Genomic DNA, 20128 nt, shown 5'->3' on the forward strand with positions numbered 1-20128 from the left:
CCCCTTGGGGACGCCATATAACGAAGCCGCTTAAGCAATTAAGCGGCTTTTTTATTGCCTGAAAGAAAATGACTGTGCAGGGTACATAAGTCGATACTCAATAAAATATAAAAAACCAATTAGTGTTAAATTTAATGACTAACCTGAGTTCTGGATAAGAAGTATCGTCCAATCTTAATTTATCTTTACAATTCAATAACTTAATAATATTTACCCACTTCACCTCACATGAATGCTTACTCGGTGACGAAATTTTTGGGTATAGCAAGGCGGATTGTCGTACGTAATAACGTGTTATTGCTAGACAATCCAGCGCCGCTAGGCACAAAAAATCGTTATCGAGAGGTTCGGCTTATCCAGTATTCAGGTTGACTAGCCTTTCTGTTTTGACGTTACTCACCCTTTATCTTGTTTAGCTTAACCTAATTGCTTTAGTAGTAATTTATTGAAGGCATGTTTTACACCTTTAAAATCTATTTCTGAGGGCACTTATTAGTATTGATTGGTGCTAGTTTCGTATATAATCCTTCGACTTTTATAGGTAGGGTGCTGCTAAAAACGTGTTCTACGTAAATTAGCTGTTTGCACTAGGATATATTAATGAAATTTGAGTTAGAAAATACCGACGGTAAAGCTCGTCGAGGACGTTTGATTTTTGAGCGTGGGGTGGTAGAAACCCCCGCCTTTATGCCAGTTGGTACTTACGGTACTGTGAAAGGTATGACACCTGAAGAATTGAAAGAGACAGGCGCGCATATTTGTTTGGGTAATACATTTCACTTAATGTTGCGTCCTGGAACTGAAATCGTCAAACAACATGGCGATTTACATGACTTTATGCATTGGGACAAACCAATCTTAACCGATTCAGGTGGCTTTCAAGTATTTAGCTTGGGCGAACTTCGCAAAATCACTGAAAATGGCGTGACCTTTCGTTCACCTATTAATGGTGAAAAAATATTATTAACGCCTGAAAAGTCTATGCAAGTACAGCGTGATCTTGGCTCAGATATTGTGATGATCTTCGATGAATGTACACCTTACCCAGCTACAGAAAGTGAAGCTCGTGTTTCAATGGAGCTTTCTTTACGCTGGGCTAAACGAAGTAAAGATGAGCATGGCGATAGTCCAGCTGCTTTATTTGGTATTATTCAAGGTGGTATGTACGAAGGTTTGCGTGATGTCTCTCTACAAGGGCTAGAGGAAATTGGTTTTGACGGATATGCCATAGGTGGTTTGTCTGTTGGCGAGCCAAAAGAAGAAATGATCAAGGTATTAGATCACACTACAGATCAAATTCCCGCAGATAAGCCTAGATATTTAATGGGTGTAGGCAAACCTGAAGATATAGTTGAAGCGGTGCGCCGTGGAATCGATATGTTTGATTGTGTGATGCCAACTCGAAATGCCCGTAACGGTCATTTGTTTGTGACTAATGGTGTGGTAAAAATCCGTAATGCTGTACATAAGACAGATACTGGACCCTTAGACGATAAATGTGATTGTTACACTTGTAAAAACTATTCTCGGTCATATCTACATCATTTGGATAAATGTAACGAGATACTTGGTGCTAGGTTAAATACTATTCATAACTTGCGTTATTACCAAAGAGTTATGCAGGGTTTACGTGATGCAATCGCGGCTAATCAGCTAGATGAATTTGTTGCAGATTTTTACAGTCAAAAAGAGTTGCCAGTACCCCCTTTATCATAATAAGTGGTACTAATTAAAAAATAACTAACTAAAGAGGTAATTATGAGTTTATTTATATCAGATGCACACGCACAAGCTGCTCCAGGTGGCGCTGCAGGTGGCGGTTTTGAAATGTTGATCATGTTGGGTGTGTTTGGTTTGATCTTCTATTTCATGCTTTATCGTCCACAAGCTAAACGTGTAAAAGAGCATAAAAACTTGGTGTCTGCGTTGAGTAAGGGTGATGAAGTGTTAACCCAAGGCGGCATGGTTGGCAAAATTGCTAAGGTATCTGAAGAAAAAGATTTTGTTGAATTAAGCTTAAATGACAGCACTAATATAGTGGTACAAAAATCAGCGATTTCAGCTGTATTACCTAAAGGTACTATGAAGGCTATTTAAGTCATTGATGTTTGAGGGGCTTAACTTTTAAAGAATTTTCTTTAAGATATTTAAGCCCTTTTGTCATATAAACGGAAGGAATTTTTTGTGTTAAACCAAACTCCGCTATGGAAGTACTTTTTGGTGATCTTTGTGGTCGGCATGTGTGCTTTGTATGCCTCTCCTAATTTATACGGTGAAGACCACGCCGTGCAGATTTCCGCTAGTAAAAATGCTGTTGTTAACGAATCAACAGTGTCTCAAGTTAAAAGTGAATTAGCTGCGGCTAATATTTCAACTAAAAAAGTTGAATTTGAAGATGGGCAAATTTTAGTTCGTTTAAATGACTCTGATAGTCAATTAGTTGCCCGTGAAAGAATCGAAAAATCTCTTGGTGAAAACTATATTGTCGCTATGAACCTTGCACCTGATACTCCTGAGTGGCTAGAAGCTCTAGGTGGCGTGCCAATGAAGTTGGGTCTAGATCTTCGAGGTGGTGTACATTTCTTAATGGAAGTGGACATGAAATCAGCGTTAGAAAAGTCTTACGAAGATATGGTCGGTGACTTTAGAACTGCTTTACGTGAAGAAGGTATACGTTACCGTACAGTTAAACAAATGGATGATGGTGTTGATATCTATTTCCGTGATCAAGAAACCTTAGACAAAGCGGATTTCTTCTTAAAAAATCGTAACCGTGATTTAGTGTTTAATGAAAAAAGTGGCCTAATTATTTCAGTCTCTATGTCTGAGCAAAAACTGAAAGAAACACGAGATTATGCGGTAAAACAAAATATTACCATTATACGCAATCGTGTAAACCAATTAGGTGTCGCAGAACCTACAGTGCAAAAACAAGGTCCAGACCGTATTGTTGTGCAACTTCCTGGTATTCAAGATACGGCGAAAGCTAAAGAAATTTTGAATGCAACCGCCACTTTAGAATATCGTGAAGTGGATATTGATCATGATGTGCGTGATGCAATAAATGGTCGAGTTCCCCCTGGTTCAGAATTGTTACCTTACGAAAAACGTGGCCCACAACTACTTAAAAAGCGAGTTATCGTTAAAGGTAGTGAAATTATTGATGCTAATAGTGGTGTTGACCAAAATGGTATGCCTAAAGTATCTATTTCATTGAACTCAAAAGGTGGAGCTAAAATGCTTAACTTCACTAAACGTGCGGTGGGTAAACCTATGGCCGTGGTGTTCATTGAATATAAAGCTACGGGCGAACGTGATGCGAATGATAAATTGATATTTGAAGCAAAACGTAACGTTATCAGTGTAGCGACAATTAATGGTGTGTTTAGTAATCAGTTTGAGACGACTGGTTTAGATTCACCTAAAGAAGCACATGACCTTGCATTATTACTTAGAGCTGGAGCATTGATTGCACCTGTGCAAATTATTGAAGAACGTACAGTCGGACCCAGTTTAGGCCAAGAAAACATTGATCTAGGTATGCAGGCTATTATTTGGGGTTTTGTTGCTGTATTAGTATTTATGCTGGTGTACTACAAAAAATTTGGTTTTGTCGCCAATATCGCTCTTACTTTAAATTTAGTGATGATAGTCGGTATTATGTCTATGATCCCTGGAGCTACGCTCAGTTTACCGGGTATGGCAGGTATTGTTTTAACTGTAGGTATGGCCGTTGATGCTAATGTGCTGATATTCGAACGTATTCGAGAAGAACTTGCAGAAGGACGTAGTCCGCAGCAGGCCATTCATCATGGATACGATAGTGCGTTCTCTACTATTTTAGATGCAAACATTACCACCTTCTTAGTAGGATTAATTTTGTTTGCTATTGGTACAGGACCAATTAAAGGCTTCTCCATCACTCTAATGATAGGTATCGCCACTTCGATGTTTACAGCGATCATAGTGACTCGTGCAATAGTGAACGCATGGTGGGGCGGAAAACGCCTAACCAAGTTGTCGATATAGGAGTCTATTGATGCAAATATTAAATATGAAAGAAACAGTGTCATTTATGTCACTGAAAACACCAGCAGCAATTTTGTCAATTGTGTTGATTTTAGGCTCTATTGTTTCTTTAGCCGTGAACCAACTAAATTGGGGCTTAGATTTTACTGGTGGTACACAGATAGAAGTGGGCTATACACAAGCGGCTGACTTAGATCAAATTCGTACCCAACTCGAAAACTCTGATTTTAAAGATGCCGTGGTACAGAATTTTGGTAGTAGCCAAGATGTATTGATCCGATTAGCTTCTCGTGAAGGTGTTAAACCTTCTGAGTTAGGAGATGCAGCTCTTAAAGTGTTACGTGAAGCTGATGCCACAGCTGAAATGCGTGGTAGTTCTTATGTTAGTTCTAGTGTTGGTGAAGAGCTGACAGAACAAGGTGGCTTAGCAATGTTAGTGGCGCTTTTGTGCATATTAATCTATGTTGCTTTACGTTTTGAATGGCGCTTTGCGCTAGGCTCTGTAGCTGCGTTAACTCACGATGTGATTATTACTCTTGGTCTGTTTTCAGTCTTTCAATTGGAATTTGACTTAACAGTACTCGCTGCTGTGTTAGCTGTCATTGGTTATTCACTGAATGACACCATAGTTGTATGTGACCGAATTCGCGAAAACTTTCGCAAAGTACGGAAAAGTGAAGCTGAAGAAATCATCAATATTTCTTTGACACAAACTTTAAACCGGACGATTGTGACTTCTTTAACGACTATCTTAGTATTATTGGCTTTGTTCTTTTTAGGTGGTGCGACTATTCATGGTTTTGCAACCGCATTATTATTTGGTGTGGTAATTGGTACTTATTCTTCCATTTATGTGGCAAGTTTAGTGGCCTTAACCTTAGGTATAAGTAAAGAAGACTTAATGCCAACAGAGATAGAAAAAGAAGGCGCTGACCAAGACGCTGTGCTTTAATCTAAAAGAGTTAATTCTTGTATAAAACCAGCATCAATTGATGCTGGTTTTTTTTGTCTGAAATTTAACTACTCATTCATTTATGTTCAGGTATATTTCTAATTCTATGAACAAAAAGTTTTAAGGACAAAGGTGAATGGGTTTATCAATTTCATGTAGGTTAAGGTATGTATTTTTATTTATCATTAGCCTGCTGTTTATTGCTTGTACGACAACCAATTATGTTGCTGAAGAATCTAGCAAACCAATTCCGCAAACGTCTATTGTTAAAAGCCCTAACGATAATCGACAGTACGATTCGATCATTCTTGATAATCAGTTAGAAATTGTTTTGGTATCCGATCCTAGTATTGAAAAGTCCGCAGTTGCTATAAGCGTTGCAGTTGGATCTTTTCAAGAACCAAAAGAGTTTGCCGGCTTAGCACATTATCTTGAACACATGTTGTTCATGGGCACCAAAAGCTATCCTGAAGTGGGTGGTTATGCTGAATTTGTCAGTCTCAATGGTGGGGTACAAAATGCTTATACTGAGCTAGATCACACTAATTACATGGTGGCAGTTAATAACGACGCATTTGAACAACTACTTGCACGTTTTAGTGGCTTTTTTTATGAAGCAAATTTAGACCCTAAATATGCAGATAAAGAGCGTCATGCGGTACATTCTGAATGGACCATGAAAAGTCCAAATGATTGGGTGATTTTAGAACAACTTAATGGATTAACACTCAATCCTAGTCACCCCATTGCTAGGTTTAACTGGGGCAATTTAGCATCATTAAAAGATAGTCAGACACAGAGTCTTCAAGATGCTCTAGTACAGTTTTATGATACTTACTATTCGGCAAATTTAATGAAAGGCACTTTAATAAGTGCATTATCCATTAGCGAAATGAAAACATTAGCTCGCCAATATTTTTCTAAAATACCCAACAAAAATACAGATAGACCACAAATTATCACGCCCGTTATTCAACCTAAACATCTAAATAAAATTATTCATTATGTACCACAGACTGATATGAGACAGTTGCAAATAAAATTTGTAATTGCCAATAATAATGATGAATTTGCTGTTAAACCGAATGGTTATGTAGAGTATTTACTGAGTAATGAGATGCCAGGTGCACTTGCATCAGTATTGAGAGATGCAGGATTTAGTGAAGCCGTATACTCAAGTTATGATGCAGACAAATACCTTAATGCGGGGGATTTAACCCTATATATTGATTTAACTGAGAGTGGCGTTAATCACCGTGATGAAGTGATGGGGGCCGTTTGGGGATACTTAACATTACTGAAACAAAAAGGTGTAGATAAAAAATACTTTAATGAAATTAAACAATCGTTGAATAATAGTTTTAGGTTTAAGGAGAAATCGAATGACTACGATTATGCTATGCAAATTGCCGCTAACTTACAAAATGTACCGGTAGAATATGTACTGAGCAGTGATTACGCATACCAAAGGTTTGAGCCCTCGGCTATTTATCGAGTATTAGACCAGCTTGATTTGTCTAAAGCTCGAGTTTTATATATTGATAAAGACCAGCCCGTCGACAAGGATATGTTATTTTTCGAGGGACAATATTCAGTTTCGGAAATGACCCCTGAGATCCTAGAAAACTGGCATCAGCTCGCAGCTAATTATAATCTCAACTTGCCAAGAGAAAATAAACTGATGCCCTCCAGATTTGAGTTGCAACCAGCAGTCTTGACTGGTAAACCTAAACAGTTAATCGCCGAGCCGGGAGTGAGTTTACATTTAGCTCATTCTGCATTATTTGTGGAACCTAAAGGGTTACTTTTTATTGCAATGAATACTGGTTTGAGTAAAAAAACCGCCAGAAACCAAGTGTTATCCAATATCTTGAAACGGGGCCTCATGCAGCAGCTCACAGAGTTACAGTCAGAAGCTTATATAGCCGGTATGGGACTTAATTTAGATATTATAAATGGCTTGTCTATAACGGTAAGTGGATTTACTGATCAACAAATGGCTTTAATAGAAAGGTGTTTGCAGCAGGTGCTAGCATTTACATTAACAGAACAAGAGTTAGCCAATCATATTGCTAGTATTAAATCGGCCATTGAAAGTAGTAAAAAACAAATTTTGTTAGATCAGTTATTTCCAAAATATCGAAAAGTACTGAATTTAGATAATTACAGCGATAGTAAGATTTTACAAGAAGTTGACAGTATTACTTTAGAGGAATTAGTAAGGTTTAGGGACGAGTTATTAATAACGGCTAATGTGAATATTTTGGCATTTGGTAATTACAACGAACAGCAGAGTAAAGAGGTCGCAAATTTAGTGCTGGCTAATTTGCCAGTTAATCGTCAGTTTTCTTCCTTCTATTTGTCCCCAGAGTTAGCAGTAAAAGCTGGCCAAGTATTCAATTGGCAAGAAGATATTAATATGAGCGATGTCGCCATGGCAGACACTTATTTGATGCCCCTAAAATTAGCGGATTTTGCTGCGGCTCAGGTATTAAATCAAATAATCCAACCTGCTTTGTTTGAGCAGATCAGAACCGAAGAGCAGTTAGCATACGCTTTAGGATTTTTTAGTCAGAAAATCAATGAACAACTATTATTGGGATATTATATTCAGTCACCGGTGAAAGGTTTAGCCGATATATATGAACGAATAAAGCTTTTTAGAGCAAACTTCGTCGAAGACTTAATAAATATGCCTAGCAGTAAATTTAAGCAAGTAAAAAACAGTGTATTAGCTGAATTACAACAATCTGCAAAAAACCTAACTTCAGAAGTAGTTAGTGTGCTCGAGGATTGGCGCCAGCATAATTTTGATTTTGATAGTAAAGCTAAACTAGTTCAGGAGTTGAGCAAACTACAACAAGAAGACGTGATTAACTTGTACCGAAATATTGAAGCAGATGACACCTTTGGCCGTTTAATGCTGCAATTACGCGGTCATAATTTTGCCACTGAAAAATATGTTCATTTTGAAAATTCTCAGTCTGTGACAGATGTAGATAAGTTTCACCAAGACTTCGCTCAGTAGACACATTACTTTGGTTTAGATGGTTGGCAATGTCGCTAATTGGACATTATTTCTGCCGCTTTCTTTCGCTTTATACAAAGCTTTATCGGCTGCCAGTAATATCTTAGGCATTGACGACTCAAAGTTATCTGAACAGGCAATGCCTGCGCTTAAGGTGACGTTAAAATTAATGTCTTCATGTTTGAATTGAATTGTCGACAATATATTTCTTATGTTTTCAACTTTTTGTTGGATAGCGTGTAAACTTGAATCAGGGAACACTAATAAGAACTCTTCACCGCCGTAACGTCCTATGTAGTCAGTTGAACGTATATGTTGTAAAAATAACTGAGACAAGCCAATTAGAACTTTATCGCCTGATGCATGACCATATTTATCATTAACTGCTTTAAAATGATCTAAATCAACCATGACTATAATTGTTGAAGTACCACGGCGAATGCCAGTTTGTAGAGCATTTTCAGTAGCTTCCATGATTTGGCCATGATTGAGTAAGCTCGTTAAACTATCTCGACTATTTAAGTACCTAAGCGTTTTCCCTCTTTTTAAGCGGCTCATAATTTGTTTAATAAGGCTATCGGGGGGAATGTTTTTCGAAATGACATCGTCACACCCTACTTCAAGCACATCTAATTTTATTTGGATCGTATTTTCAGAGGTTAAAAATACAATTGGAATAGAATCATATTTTTCTATTAGCCTAATAACTTTAGCTAATTTTATGCCATTTACTTTGGGCATATGTAAGTCGAGTAAAAAGATATCTGGCTCGAACTCAGTTAAAGATTCTAATACCTTGGTACCATCTAATAGTATTTTAACTTCCATATTGTTTTGTTCTAAAGTCGACTTAAAATAACTAGCCACTGAAGATTGGTCATCCACTAAAAGGACTTTAAAAGGTCTAACTAGATCTAGATATAAAGCACTTCTCATTTTGTAAACTAAATTAGTGATTTGATAAGGTCTAAGAATGTAATTACTGGCATTGGCAGAAACTGCCGCTAATCGTAATTCAAAATTGTCTTGCTCTGATATGATAAAAGTACGGATATTATTTGTTTCGCATTCTGCTATGAAATTAAAAACTTCATTTGTTGTGCAATCTGCGATAACGAGATTAACAATCACTAATTGAACAATTGCCTTTTGCAGGTGTGATTTTGCTGCATGCAAAGACGGTACTAAGCTAGTATTAAAACCAAACTCAGTTAATTGTTTTTTCATTACCTCACCAGTGGAAGGAACGTCATCAATTATTAAAACATTAATATCTTCAGTTTGTGGAGACGCTGGCCGAAATTTAACAGTTGGGGGATTGATTTCGTGGCGTTCGGTGGGTTGTTTTCCCTTTATGAGTAGGGCCTGTTTGGCTTTATCTATAATTAAAAATTGTTGATTTATTTCTAGATAATCTGAATCGGTAGGAGCCGTTTTGTTGTTAATTATAGTTTTAAGAAGGTTTTCACAATGACCGATAGCGTTACTGATTTCATCATAGCCTAAAGTGCCACTGGAACCTTTCAAATTATGTAATGCAAATATACATGATTTTCCATTTTCGAGATCCCACTGTATTTGCAGCTGCTGCCATTTGGTAATAATACTTGCAATATTATCAGGCAAAGTGAAGATAAAAAGATTACGTAACTCTTTTAACTTGTCCTCAAAACTTTGGGTAGACATGGGTCACCGACTTTTGTAATTATTATTATAAAGATATTAAGTTTATTCTATACGGGGCTAAATATTAAGGTCAACAGTTGAGCCTAATTAAGGCGCCCCTATCACGACTAAAGTACTATGAAAGTTTTAGATGTGCTTCTATATAGTTGAATAAACAAACAAAAATTTGTTTATTCAACTAAGTGTTTTGTTATTTTAAGTGTTTAACCAATGTTTGCACGATTTTAGGACTACCTGCAACGATTTCACCTTTATGCATAGGATCATTTCCACCAGAAAAATCAGTGACTAATCCGCCAGACTCTCTGACTAAAAGTTCACCTGCTGCAATATCCCAAGGTTTAAGACCTTGTTCCCAGTAACCGTCATAACGGCCTGAAGCAACATAAGCTAGATCTAATGCAGCTGAACCTGAACGTCTAATATCGCCAGCTTGCATAAAAATGTTGCTAAAACTCTCTTGGAATTGAGCAAATTTTGCTTTATCTCTAAATGGAAAAGCTGTGGCTAAAATAGTTTGGCTTAATTCTTTGGCTTTGCTGGAGCGGATTCTAAAACCATTAAGTTGTGCCCCAGCACCTTTACTTGCGGTAAATAATTCACCACGGATAGGGTCAAACACAACGGCTTGGTCAAGACGACCTTTATATAATAAGGCAATAGAAACGGCAAAGTGAGGGATGCCTTTGATAAAATTGGTGGTACCGTCTAATGGGTCAATCACCCATTTATAATCTTTATCAGTACCTTCAACTACACCACCTTCCTCGCCAACAAAACAGTGGTCAGGAAAAGATTGTTTGATCTTGTGAATAATAGCTTGTTCAGCTTCTTTGTCGATACGAGTTACGTAGTCGTTGTCACCCTTAGCTTGGGTTAATAAGTCGGTTTGATTTTCAAACCCTTTGGCAATGATGTTGCCAGCGACACGCGCGGCACGTACTGCTATATTCAGCATAGGATGCATAGTTAAACCACCAATTTTAAAAGAACATTAAATATAGCCCGACTGTTTAAAAGTCGAACAAAAAATCGCCGCGAAGTTTACCAAAGCCCATGAATTAAGCAATCATAATCTGAATTAAATTGTTATGGCGCAATAAATTATCTACGCAATTGTAGCTATTTATCTGATGATTTTGCGAAATATTGGGGGAATTTTTACCTAAGCTGATAAATAGAATATATAAGATCAAATTAAGTTAATTTACATGGGCTAAATAACCAATAGATTTGTGCTATTATCCGCGCCCAGAAATTTGTGGTCTTGGGAAGTGCCTATGTTAGAAAATATTCGGGTTGTATTAGTAAACACCTCTCATACGGGTAATATCGGTTCTGCTGCTAGGGCTATGAAAACTATGGGCTTAAGCCAACTTGTTTTGGTTGACCCTATTTCGCCCCCTGACGGCAAATCTAGTGCATTGGCTGCGGGGGCTGGTGATGTATTAGCTAATGCTAAAACAGTCGCAACTTTAGCTGAAGCTGTGGCCGATTGTGGATTAGTGATAGGGACCAGTGCAAGGTCTCGCACTTTATCTTGGCCTATGTTAGAGCCCAGAGAATGTGGTGAAAAGCTGATTAGTGAAGTGCCTAATTTTCCTGTTGCCTTAGTGTTTGGTCGCGAAAACAATGGTCTGAGTAATGAAGAATTACAACAATGTCACTTCCATGTATGTATTCCTGCTAATCCCGATTACAGCTCATTGAATTTAGCGGCAGCGGTCCAGACCTTATGTTATGAAGTGCGTATGGCTTATTTGTATGCCACACGTCACCCACAAGCGGATGAAATTTCTGAAAATGAATATCCTTTGTCTGAAGACTTAGAAGGGTTTTATAGCCATTTAGAGCAAACCTTAGTCAAAACTAATTTTATTGTGGCTAAACATCCGGGCATGGTAATGACCAAATTACGCCGTTTGTTTAATCGAGCTCGACCAGAGAGCCAAGAGTTAAATATCTTACGAGGTATCTTAGCGTCGGTAGATAAAATTTCTAAACAAAAAGATTAATCATGTTTGAAACAATAAAAGAAGATGTGAAAAGTGTATATCACCGAGATCCCGCGGCCCGTAATACATTTGAAATTTTAACTAACTATCCTGGATTACATGCGATTTGGTTTCATCGTGTTAGTCACAAGTTATGGAAGAATAACTGGTATTGGTTAGCGCGATCTTTATCTACTTTTTCTCGTTGGTTAACTGGTATTGAGATTCATCCAGGCGCGACTATAGGACGCCGTTTTTTTATTGACCATGGCATGGGTGTGGTCATTGGTGAAACTGCTGAAATTGGCAATGACGTAACCTTGTATCACGGAGTGACCTTAGGTGGCACTAGCTGGAAAGCTGGTAAAAGACATCCTACCCTAGAAGATAATGTTGTTGTAGGGGCAGGGGCAAAAGTACTTGGGCCTATCACAATGCATAAAGGTGCCAAAGTAGGTTCAAATTCTGTGGTAGTGAGGGATGTGCCAGAGGGGGCTACGGTTATCGGTATTCCAGGGCGAGTTGTAGTGCAAACTAAAAAACCTGATGCACCAACTAACGGGCATAGAGAAAAAATTGCTGAAAAATATGGTTTCGATGCCTATGCGGTGGCAACAGATAATCCAGATCCTATTGCTCATGCTATTGGTGTGATGGTTGATCACGTACATCTAATTGACACTAAAGTGGAAGAGATGTGTAAAGAGATTAATAAAATGGGTGGCACAGTGTGTGGTAAGTCATTGCCTAACCTAGAGCTGGATGATTTTACTGATAATGAAATGGTCAAAGATATTCAAAAGGCTAGTGAAGCATTTGACCCACATATTTAGTTGATATCTAGTTACAAGTACTTGACTAATTTAGTAGGGTAAATACTTGACTAAATTAGTCGGGTATGTGAAACTTATCTCAAGTTTTGTCTTGGGTTACGTTATGAAATTAACCTCTAAAGGTCGTTATGCTGTTACAGCTATGCTGGATGTGTCTTTACATTCTCAGCGTGGGCCTGTTTCATTAGCTGATATCTCTGAGCGCCAAGAAATTTCGCTTTCATATTTAGAGCAATTGTTTTCAAGGTTACGCCGTGAAAACTTGGTTGATAGTGTTCGTGGGCCTGGCGGTGGATATAAGTTAGGTCGTGAAGCAAGTGAAATATCAATAGGTGAAGTAATACGAGCGGTGAACGAATCTGTAGATGCCACTAAATGCCAAGGGCAGGGTGGGTGTCAAGGAGGAGAGCGTTGCTTAACTCATAACCTATGGGAAGGATTAAGCGAGAGAATTAGCGTGTTTCTTGATGGTATCACATTAGGTGAATTGATGAAGCAACATGACGTGAAAACCATTGCCAATCGACAAGACAAAAATAAACATCTTAATCATATAGCGTCGACTGATATTAATATCAGTTTACAGTTATAAGCGGAGTAAAAAATGAGCGAACTTAAGCTTCCAATTTATTTGGATTATTCTTCAACTACACCTGTTGATCCTAGAGTGGCAGCCAAAATGGCTGAATGTTTGACCACTGAAGGTGTATTTGGAAACCCAGCATCAAGATCACATAAGTTTGGTTGGGTTGCTGAAGAAGCTGTTGATATTGCTCGAAATCAAATTGCTGATTTAGTGAATGCCGATCCAAGAGAAATAGTATTTACCTCTGGTGCAACAGAGTCTAACAACCTAGCGATTAAAGGCGCGGCTAATTTTTATGGTAAAAAAGGCAAACACCTTATTACCCTTAAAACTGAGCATAAAGCTGTATTAGATACTTGTCGTCAGCTAGAGCGGGAAGGATACGAAGTCACTTATTTAGATCCTGAGCCTAATGGCTTAGTGGATTTAGACAAGCTAACTGCGGCTATCCGTCCAGATACAATTTTGATTAGTATTATGCATGTAAATAATGAGATTGGTGTGATCCAAGATATCGCAGCAATTGGTGAGTTATGTCGTGAACGTAAAATTTTGTTCCATGTTGATGCTGCACAAAGTACCGGTAAAGTAGATATTGATTTACAAACTTTAAAAGTTGATTTGATGTCTTTTTCTGCTCACAAATCATATGGCCCTAAAGGTATTGGTGCTTTGTACGTTAGACGTAAACCACGAATTCGTTTAGAAGCTCAAATGCATGGTGGTGGACATGAACGTGGTATGCGTTCAGGTACTATGGCTACACACCAAATTGTTGGTATGGGTGAAGCATTCCGTATTGCCAAAGAAGAAATGGTAGCAGAAAACAAAAAAATATTAGCTTTACGTAACCGCTTATATGATGGCATTAAAGACATTGAAGCTGTGTACGTTAATGGCGATATGGAACATAGAATTGCTGGTAACTTAAATGTAAGTTTTGCTTATGTTGAAGGTGAATCTTTAATCATGGCATTAAAAGATATGGCTGTGTCTTCAGGTTCAGCCTGTACCTCAGCTAGTTTAGAGCCATCATACGTTTTAAGAGCGTTGGGATTAAACGATGAGTTAGCCCATAGTTCGATTCGTTTTACTATCGGACGTTTTACTACAGAGCAAGAAATTGACTATGTAGTGGGTGTTATTCGTAACGCTATTGATAAGTTGCGTGAAATGTCTCCACTGTGGGACATGTACAAAGAAGGTATCGATTTAAGTACAGTTGAGTGGGCTCACCACTAAACTGGCAAAGCGAAGTAACAGATTTAAAATTTTGATGGGTTAACATGTTTTAGCCCATATACATTGAGGTAAAGACAATGGCTTATAGTGAAAAAGTAATCGATCATTACGAAAACCCTCGTAACGTTGGTGGTTTTGATAAAAATGACCCAAGTATTGCGACTGGTATGGTTGGCGCACCGGCTTGTGGTGATGTAATGAAGTTGCAACTTAAAATTGATGCAAACGGCATTATCGAAGACGCAAAATTCAAAACTTACGGTTGTGGTTCTGCAATCGCATCTAGTTCTTTGGTTACTGAGTGGGTAAAGGGTAAATCATTGGATGAAGCTACCGCTATTAGTAATATGGATATTGCTGAAGAATTAGCTTTACCTCCAGTAAAAATTCATTGCTCAATTTTGGCTGAAGATGCCATTAAAGCAGCAGTTGAAGATTATAAAAGCCGTCAAAAATAATTAGTTGTAGTAGGAGTTAACCAGTGGGAATTAAAGTATCTGAATCCGCCGCGCAAAGAGCCCGTACCTTTCTTGAAAATAGAGGATCTGGCATTGGCTTACGTTTGGGTGTTAAAACCACTGGTTGCTCTGGCTTAGCTTATGTACTTGAGTTTGTTGACGAAATTAATGAAGATGACCAAGTATTTGAAGATAATGGCATTAAAGTTATTATCGATGGTAAAAGCTTAGTATATTTAGATGGTACTCATTTAGACTTCACTAAAGACGGATTAAATGAAGGTTTTCAGTTTACCAACCCCAATGCTAATGGTGAGTGTGGGTGTGGTGAAAGTTTTAACGTTTAATTTTTTATTTGATCAGAATTGATGAATTATTTCGAGTTATTTAATCTCCCTGCTTCCTTTGATGTTGATCTCGCAGCTGTTTCTCAAACCTACCAAACACTTCAGCGTTTAACTCATCCTGATAAATTTGCAGGTGGCAGTTCACAAGAAAAATTGTTGGCAGTGCAAAAAAACGCACAAGTTAATGATGCTTATACTATGTTGAAGTCTCCCCTGCGCAGAGCAGAGTACTTGTTAGAGTTAAGAGGTATTGATCTTCAGCATGAACAACAAACGATCAAAGATACTCAATTCTTGATGCAACAAATGGAATGGCGTGAAGAATTAGCTGAGATAGAACAACAAAGTGAACCTTTAGATGCCCTTGAATCTTTAGATGGCGCCATTAGCCAAGAAATTTCCGGCGAATTAGCACAGTTAAAATCGTATCTGCAGCAGGAAGCCAATCAACAAGCGGCTGAGTTGATCCGTAAGTTGAAATTCTTATACAAGATGCGTACTGAAATAGAGCTAAAAGAAGAAGCACTCAGCGACTTTTAACTTCAAACAAAAAGAACGAATTAAATCATGGCATTATTGCAAATATCTGAACCTGGCCAAAGTGCCGTACCTCATCAACGTAAACTAGCAGTGGGTATCGATCTAGGTACAACTAACTCTTTAGTCGCAACCGTTCGTAGTGGTGAAGCATCAACTTTACCTGACACAGCTGGCCAACATTTGTTGCCTTCAGTGGTTCATTATCTTGCACAAGGTACTATTGTAGGTGCAGAGGCTATTCAACAAGCCAGTAGTGACCCAGTGAATACCATCGTTTCTGTTAAACGATTTTTAGGGCGCTCTGTAGAAGACATTCGAGCTGCTTATCCAAATTTGCCTTATCAATTTTCTGGTTCTTCATTATCTCCCGTTATGCAGGTTGTTTCAGGAGAAGTGAACCCTGTGCAAGTTTCTGCAGAAATACTTAGCACTTTGAAGCAAAGAGCTGAAGTGACTCTTGGAGATGAATTGCAAGGGGCTGTAGTAACCGTGCCAGCCTATTTTGATGACAGTCAACGTCAAGGTACTAAAGATGCTGCGACTTTAGCTGGGCTTAACGTTTTACGCTTGCTTAATGAGCCGACTGCTGCGGCAATTGCTTATGGCTTAGATTCTGGCCAAGAAGGTATTATTGCTGTTTATGATTTAGGTGGTGGTACCTTTGATATTTCGATTTTACGTCTGAGTAAAGGTGTATTTGAAGTATTATCCACTGGCGGCGACTCTGCCTTAGGTGGTGATGATTTTGATGGTGTTTTGGTCGAGTTTATCCGTCAACAAACAAATTTAACTGGTGAGTTGTCTAAAAGATTACATCGTACATTATTAGACAAAGCTAAAGAAGCGAAAGAAATATTAAGTTCTGAGTCTAGTGTGACTGTTACTTTTGAAGATGATGTCAACCAAGCCCAGTCAGTTGTTGTGACTATTAATGATTTTGAAAAACTGATTGCGCCATTAGTTAAGAATACTTTACGTGCATGTAGACGTGCTTTAAAAGATGCTGAACTTGAAAAAGAACAAATCTTAAAAGTTGTGATGGTAGGTGGTTCAACTCGTGTCCCTTATGTATGCGAACAAGTGGGGGAGTTTTTCCAGACAACGCCGCTCACATCAATTGACCCTGATAAAGTTGTGGCGATTGGTGCTGCTATTCAGGCTGATATCCTAGTAGGGAACAAGCCCGATAGCGATATGCTGTTATTAGATGTATTACCTTTGTCTTTAGGTATAGAAACTATGGGCGGCTTAACTGAAAAAGTCATTCATCGTAACACCACTATTCCTATTGCTAAAGCACAAGAATTTACTACCTTCAAAGATGGTCAAACCGCTATGATGGTACATGTAGTTCAAGGCGAAAGAGAACTAATTAAAGATTGCCGTTCATTAGCGAAGTTTACCCTTAAAGGTATTCCGCCTATGGCTGCTGGTGCTGCCCATATTAGGGTGACATTTCAGGTGGATGCTGATGGTTTATTAAGTGTCAGCGCTATGGAGAAATCCACTGGTGTACAAGCACAAATTCAAGTAAAACCTTCTTATGGTTTAGAAGATAATCAAATTGCCGAAATGCTTAAGTCTTCGATGGAAAATGCTGAACAAGATATGCAAGCGCGTATGTTAAAAGAACAGCAAGTAGAAGCGGCAAGGGTACATGAGACCTTACAGGCTGCATTGAATGCAGATGCTGCAGCATTGTTAAGTACAGAAGAAAAACAAATTATTGAAGCGGGTTTAACTGAGCTACAAACTACAGCGAAAGGTTCTGATAAAGAAGCGATTAAGGTGGCGATTGAAAAAGTAGATAAGTTGAGCCAAGTGTTTGCAGAACGTAGAATGGATCAATCCATTAAAAATGCATTTTCTGGTCAATCAGTAGACCAAATATAATGACTTTAATTTACCGAATATTAGGAAACGAATAATGCCACAAGTAATTTTTTTACCCAATGATGAATTGTGTCCAGACGGCGCCGTGTTAGAAGGTGAAAAAGGCACGTCAGTTTTAGATTTAGCCTTAAAAAATGGCATTGGTATCGAACATGCTTGTGAAAAAGTATGTGCATGTACTACTTGCCACGTCGTCATTCGTGAAGGGTTTGACTCCTTAAAAGAAGGTGACGAGTTAGAAGAAGATATGCTGGATAAAGCTTGGGGCTTAGAGCCTGATTCTAGACTGGGCTGCCAAGCGATCATTCAAGATGAAGATTTAGTGGTAGAAATCCCTAAGTACACTGTCAATATGGTTAGCGAAGGACATTAGGCACAGTTAGTACTCCAATTTTTAATTGCTAATCAAGGGTAATAATCTTAAAAGTTATTACCCTTTTTTAATTTAGCAAGAAAATATCAATGGGCTCTGATCTTGTCCTAATTTTGTCTCGTGTTGTCGCAAAAGAATGTGTTACATAACATTGTGTAATACTTTATATTCCTAGTTATCCGACTTAATTTAATAGCCATTAATATGCAGCAGATTGAAGAAAAAAACACCTTGGAATTAGGTGAACAAGCCTTTGTTAAACAAAGTTTCCAGTTTTGGTCGTTACAGTTTAGTGGTTGGATTGGTTATGCTTTAGTCGTTTTTATTGCCATTATTCGCCCGCAGTTAGATCACCCTGCTTTTAACCTATCAGGGCAAATGTTAAACCTCGCTATCGAAGTGATTAGTGGTTTTGCATTAAGTTACCTGCAATGGTTATTCATTCGGAAAATTGTACATTTACCATTAAAAAAGACCTTGTTTCTAAGCTTTTGTAGTGCAGGAGTGTTAGGTATTGTATTTAATGTTATTAAGCTGGCTTCATATAAAACAGTGGTTTATAACCAAGCGTGGTACGAACAATGGAGCATGCTGGAGTTTGGTGGCTGGTTTTTATTTTCTTTATCGACCATGTTTATTTGGACGGCAATATTTTTCATTATGTTGTATAACCTTAAACTGCAAAAAGAGCATGAAATGTTATTGTTGGCGCAAACCTTCGCCAAAGATGCACAGTTACAAATGTTACGTTATCAGTTAAATCCGCATTTTTTGTTTAATACTATGAATGCAATATCTACTCTAATATATAAAAAAGATAACGATGTCGCGGCAGAAATGTTAGATAAATTATGTGCTTTTTTTAGATATTCATTAGATGAAAACTCTTTGCAAAAAAGCACTCTAAAAAAAGAACTGAATTTATTAGACTTATATTTGTCTATAGAAAAAGTCCGCTTTGGTGAACGCTTATCTGTAACAATTGACGTAGCTCCTGACACTTTGTTGGCAGAAGTTCCCACTCTATTTTTGCAGCCTATTGTTGAAAATGCGATAAAATATGGTGTAGAAACAAGGAAAGAAAAAGGGCATATATTGGTCTCGGCAAGACTTGAAAAGCAAAATGTAATTATTTTAGTGGAAGATAATGGTCAAGGTGAAAGCGTAAAGTCAAATCATGGTTTTGGGATAGGCTTAAAAAACACCCGAGAGCGTCTAACTACTTTATTTAGTCAAGAGTGTGAATTGAATATAGAAAACTCAACCGAAGGCACACAAGTGTATATCTCATTTCCATTTAGTCAGTTGCATAAAAATGAATCATAATTCTATTACTGCCATTATTGTTGATGACGAACCCTTAGCTATTGAAGGCTTGCGCTTACGCTTAGAAAATATTCAAGATGTAAAAGTTATAGGCGAAGCCACTGATGGAGATCAAGCCATCAAGTTATGCCAAACCTTGCAGCCTGATGTGTTATTTCTTGATCTACGTTTACCTGGCCTGAATGGATTAGAAGTAGTACAAGTTTTACAAGCAGATGTGATGCCTATGGTGGTATTTGTCAGTGCTTACAGTGAGTATGCCCTTGATGCTTTTGAATTGAACGCCATCGATTACATTATGAAACCAGCTAATTTAGGTCGGATACAAAAAACGATGGACAGAGTTAGAGAAAGACTGACTCCAAAACACAGAGATAGTGAAAAGTTTAGGTTATTAAAAGCATTAGGTGAAACATCGGGCATAGCTATATCTGAGTTAGAAGAATGGTTACAAAGCCCCTCTCAACCTTTACCTTCAAATTATCGCCACGAATTAGTGATTAAAAATTCAGATAACGAAAAAGTATTTGTTCCCGTGACAGATATAAATTGGATCGATGCTGCAGGTGACTACATGTGTATTCATACTGCAGCTGAGAATTTTATTGTGCGTATCACAATGAAAAGCTTAGAAAGTGAATTAGACAGTAATATGTTTTGTCGTATACATAAGTCTACCTTGGTCAATATACAAAGTGTTAAAAGTATTCAACCTTTGAGGAATAACGAAAGTATGTTGGACTTAGGGGATCAAGTAAAACTTAAAGTCAGCCGCAATTATAGCGAAGCGGTGACCAAAATCATTCAAGCTAGGCAGGGAGAAGCTAATACCAGAACTTGA

General features: G+C 37.9%; 18 protein-coding genes. 16 read left to right on the plus strand and 2 right to left on the minus strand.

From position 1 onward, the window contains the following. Window positions 1-600 precede the first annotated feature (600 nt). The 5 genes from tgt (at window position 601) to GQR87_RS05485 (ending at window position 8009) form a co-directional block, all read left to right on the plus strand. Window positions 601-1716 carry a tRNA guanosine(34) transglycosylase Tgt gene (tgt, locus tag GQR87_RS05465; RefSeq protein WP_158967305.1) on the plus strand — a complete coding sequence of 372 codons (1116 nt, stop codon included), beginning with the start codon at window positions 601-603 and terminating at the stop codon, window positions 1714-1716. Between the two features lie 42 nt (window positions 1717-1758). Continuing rightward, on the plus strand, window positions 1759-2097 hold the full coding sequence (yajC, locus tag GQR87_RS05470) for a preprotein translocase subunit YajC (protein WP_158967307.1): 339 nt from the start codon (window positions 1759-1761) through the stop codon (window positions 2095-2097). 87 nt (window positions 2098-2184) lie between these two features. After that, window positions 2185-4029: a protein translocase subunit SecD gene (gene secD / locus GQR87_RS05475; RefSeq protein WP_158967309.1), complete on the plus strand. Its 1845-nt coding sequence runs from the start codon at window positions 2185-2187 to the stop codon at window positions 4027-4029. A gap of 10 nt (window positions 4030-4039) precedes the next feature. Further along, window positions 4040-4981 (plus strand): protein translocase subunit SecF, encoded by a 942-nt coding sequence (gene secF, locus GQR87_RS05480; RefSeq protein ID WP_158967311.1) that lies wholly within the window; start codon window positions 4040-4042, stop codon window positions 4979-4981. A 136-nt stretch (window positions 4982-5117) separates the two neighbouring features. Further along, complete coding sequence (locus tag GQR87_RS05485) at window positions 5118-8009, plus strand: insulinase family protein (RefSeq protein WP_158967314.1); 2892 nt, start codon at window positions 5118-5120, stop codon at window positions 8007-8009. A 15-nt stretch (window positions 8010-8024) separates the two neighbouring features. Here GQR87_RS05485 and GQR87_RS05490 read toward each other — a convergent pair whose 3' ends face one another. Next, complete coding sequence (locus GQR87_RS05490) at window positions 8025-9695, minus strand: diguanylate cyclase (RefSeq protein WP_158967316.1); 1671 nt, start codon at window positions 9693-9695, stop codon at window positions 8025-8027. A 190-nt stretch (window positions 9696-9885) separates the two neighbouring features. Then, a complete protein-coding gene (gene suhB, locus GQR87_RS05495; protein WP_158967318.1) occupies window positions 9886-10662 on the minus strand; it encodes an inositol-1-monophosphatase in 777 nt (258 codons plus the stop codon). 313 nt (window positions 10663-10975) lie between these two features. On the opposite strand from suhB, the gene trmJ reads away from it, so the two are divergent. The 11 genes from trmJ to GQR87_RS05550 all read left to right on the plus strand — a co-directional run bounded on the left by trmJ (window position 10976) and on the right by GQR87_RS05550 (window position 20128). Continuing rightward, on the plus strand, window positions 10976-11710 hold the full coding sequence (gene trmJ / locus GQR87_RS05500; RefSeq protein ID WP_158967320.1) for a tRNA (cytosine(32)/uridine(32)-2'-O)-methyltransferase TrmJ: 735 nt from the start codon (window positions 10976-10978) through the stop codon (window positions 11708-11710). A gap of 2 nt (window positions 11711-11712) precedes the next feature. Beyond that, on the plus strand, window positions 11713-12522 hold the full coding sequence (gene cysE, locus GQR87_RS05505; protein WP_158967322.1) for a serine O-acetyltransferase: 810 nt from the start codon (window positions 11713-11715) through the stop codon (window positions 12520-12522). Window positions 12523-12625: 103 nt separating this feature from the next. Further along, window positions 12626-13114: a Fe-S cluster assembly transcriptional regulator IscR gene (iscR, locus tag GQR87_RS05510; RefSeq protein WP_158967324.1), complete on the plus strand. Its 489-nt coding sequence runs from the start codon at window positions 12626-12628 to the stop codon at window positions 13112-13114. Window positions 13115-13126: 12 nt separating this feature from the next. Beyond that, a complete protein-coding gene (locus GQR87_RS05515) occupies window positions 13127-14350 on the plus strand; it encodes an IscS subfamily cysteine desulfurase (protein WP_158967326.1) in 1224 nt (407 codons plus the stop codon). A 77-nt stretch (window positions 14351-14427) separates the two neighbouring features. After that, window positions 14428-14808: a Fe-S cluster assembly scaffold IscU gene (gene iscU / locus GQR87_RS05520; RefSeq protein WP_158967328.1), complete on the plus strand. Its 381-nt coding sequence runs from the start codon at window positions 14428-14430 to the stop codon at window positions 14806-14808. 23 nt (window positions 14809-14831) lie between these two features. Continuing rightward, window positions 14832-15155, plus strand: coding sequence for an iron-sulfur cluster assembly protein IscA (gene iscA, locus GQR87_RS05525; protein ID WP_158967330.1), 324 nt, complete (start codon window positions 14832-14834; stop codon window positions 15153-15155). A 21-nt stretch (window positions 15156-15176) separates the two neighbouring features. Beyond that, window positions 15177-15695, plus strand: coding sequence for a co-chaperone HscB (gene hscB, locus GQR87_RS05530; RefSeq protein WP_158972885.1), 519 nt, complete (start codon window positions 15177-15179; stop codon window positions 15693-15695). A 27-nt stretch (window positions 15696-15722) separates the two neighbouring features. Continuing rightward, entirely contained in the window at window positions 15723-17588 is a 1866-nt protein-coding gene (hscA, locus tag GQR87_RS05535) for a Fe-S protein assembly chaperone HscA (protein WP_158967332.1), read from the plus strand. Between the two features lie 34 nt (window positions 17589-17622). Next, complete coding sequence (fdx, locus tag GQR87_RS05540; RefSeq protein WP_158967334.1) at window positions 17623-17961, plus strand: ISC system 2Fe-2S type ferredoxin; 339 nt, start codon at window positions 17623-17625, stop codon at window positions 17959-17961. Window positions 17962-18165: 204 nt separating this feature from the next. Next, complete coding sequence (locus tag GQR87_RS05545; protein ID WP_158967336.1) at window positions 18166-19287, plus strand: sensor histidine kinase; 1122 nt, start codon at window positions 18166-18168, stop codon at window positions 19285-19287. Continuing rightward, window positions 19277-20128, plus strand: a complete 852-nt coding sequence (locus GQR87_RS05550; RefSeq protein WP_158967338.1) for a LytTR family DNA-binding domain-containing protein — start codon at window positions 19277-19279, stop codon at window positions 20126-20128. The genes GQR87_RS05545 and GQR87_RS05550 overlap by 11 nt, the downstream gene beginning before the upstream one ends.

Origin of the sequence: Paraglaciecola sp. L3A3 (genome assembly GCF_009796765.1) — a bacterium.
In the GTDB taxonomy this organism is placed as follows: Bacteria; Pseudomonadota; Gammaproteobacteria; order Enterobacterales; family Alteromonadaceae; genus Paraglaciecola.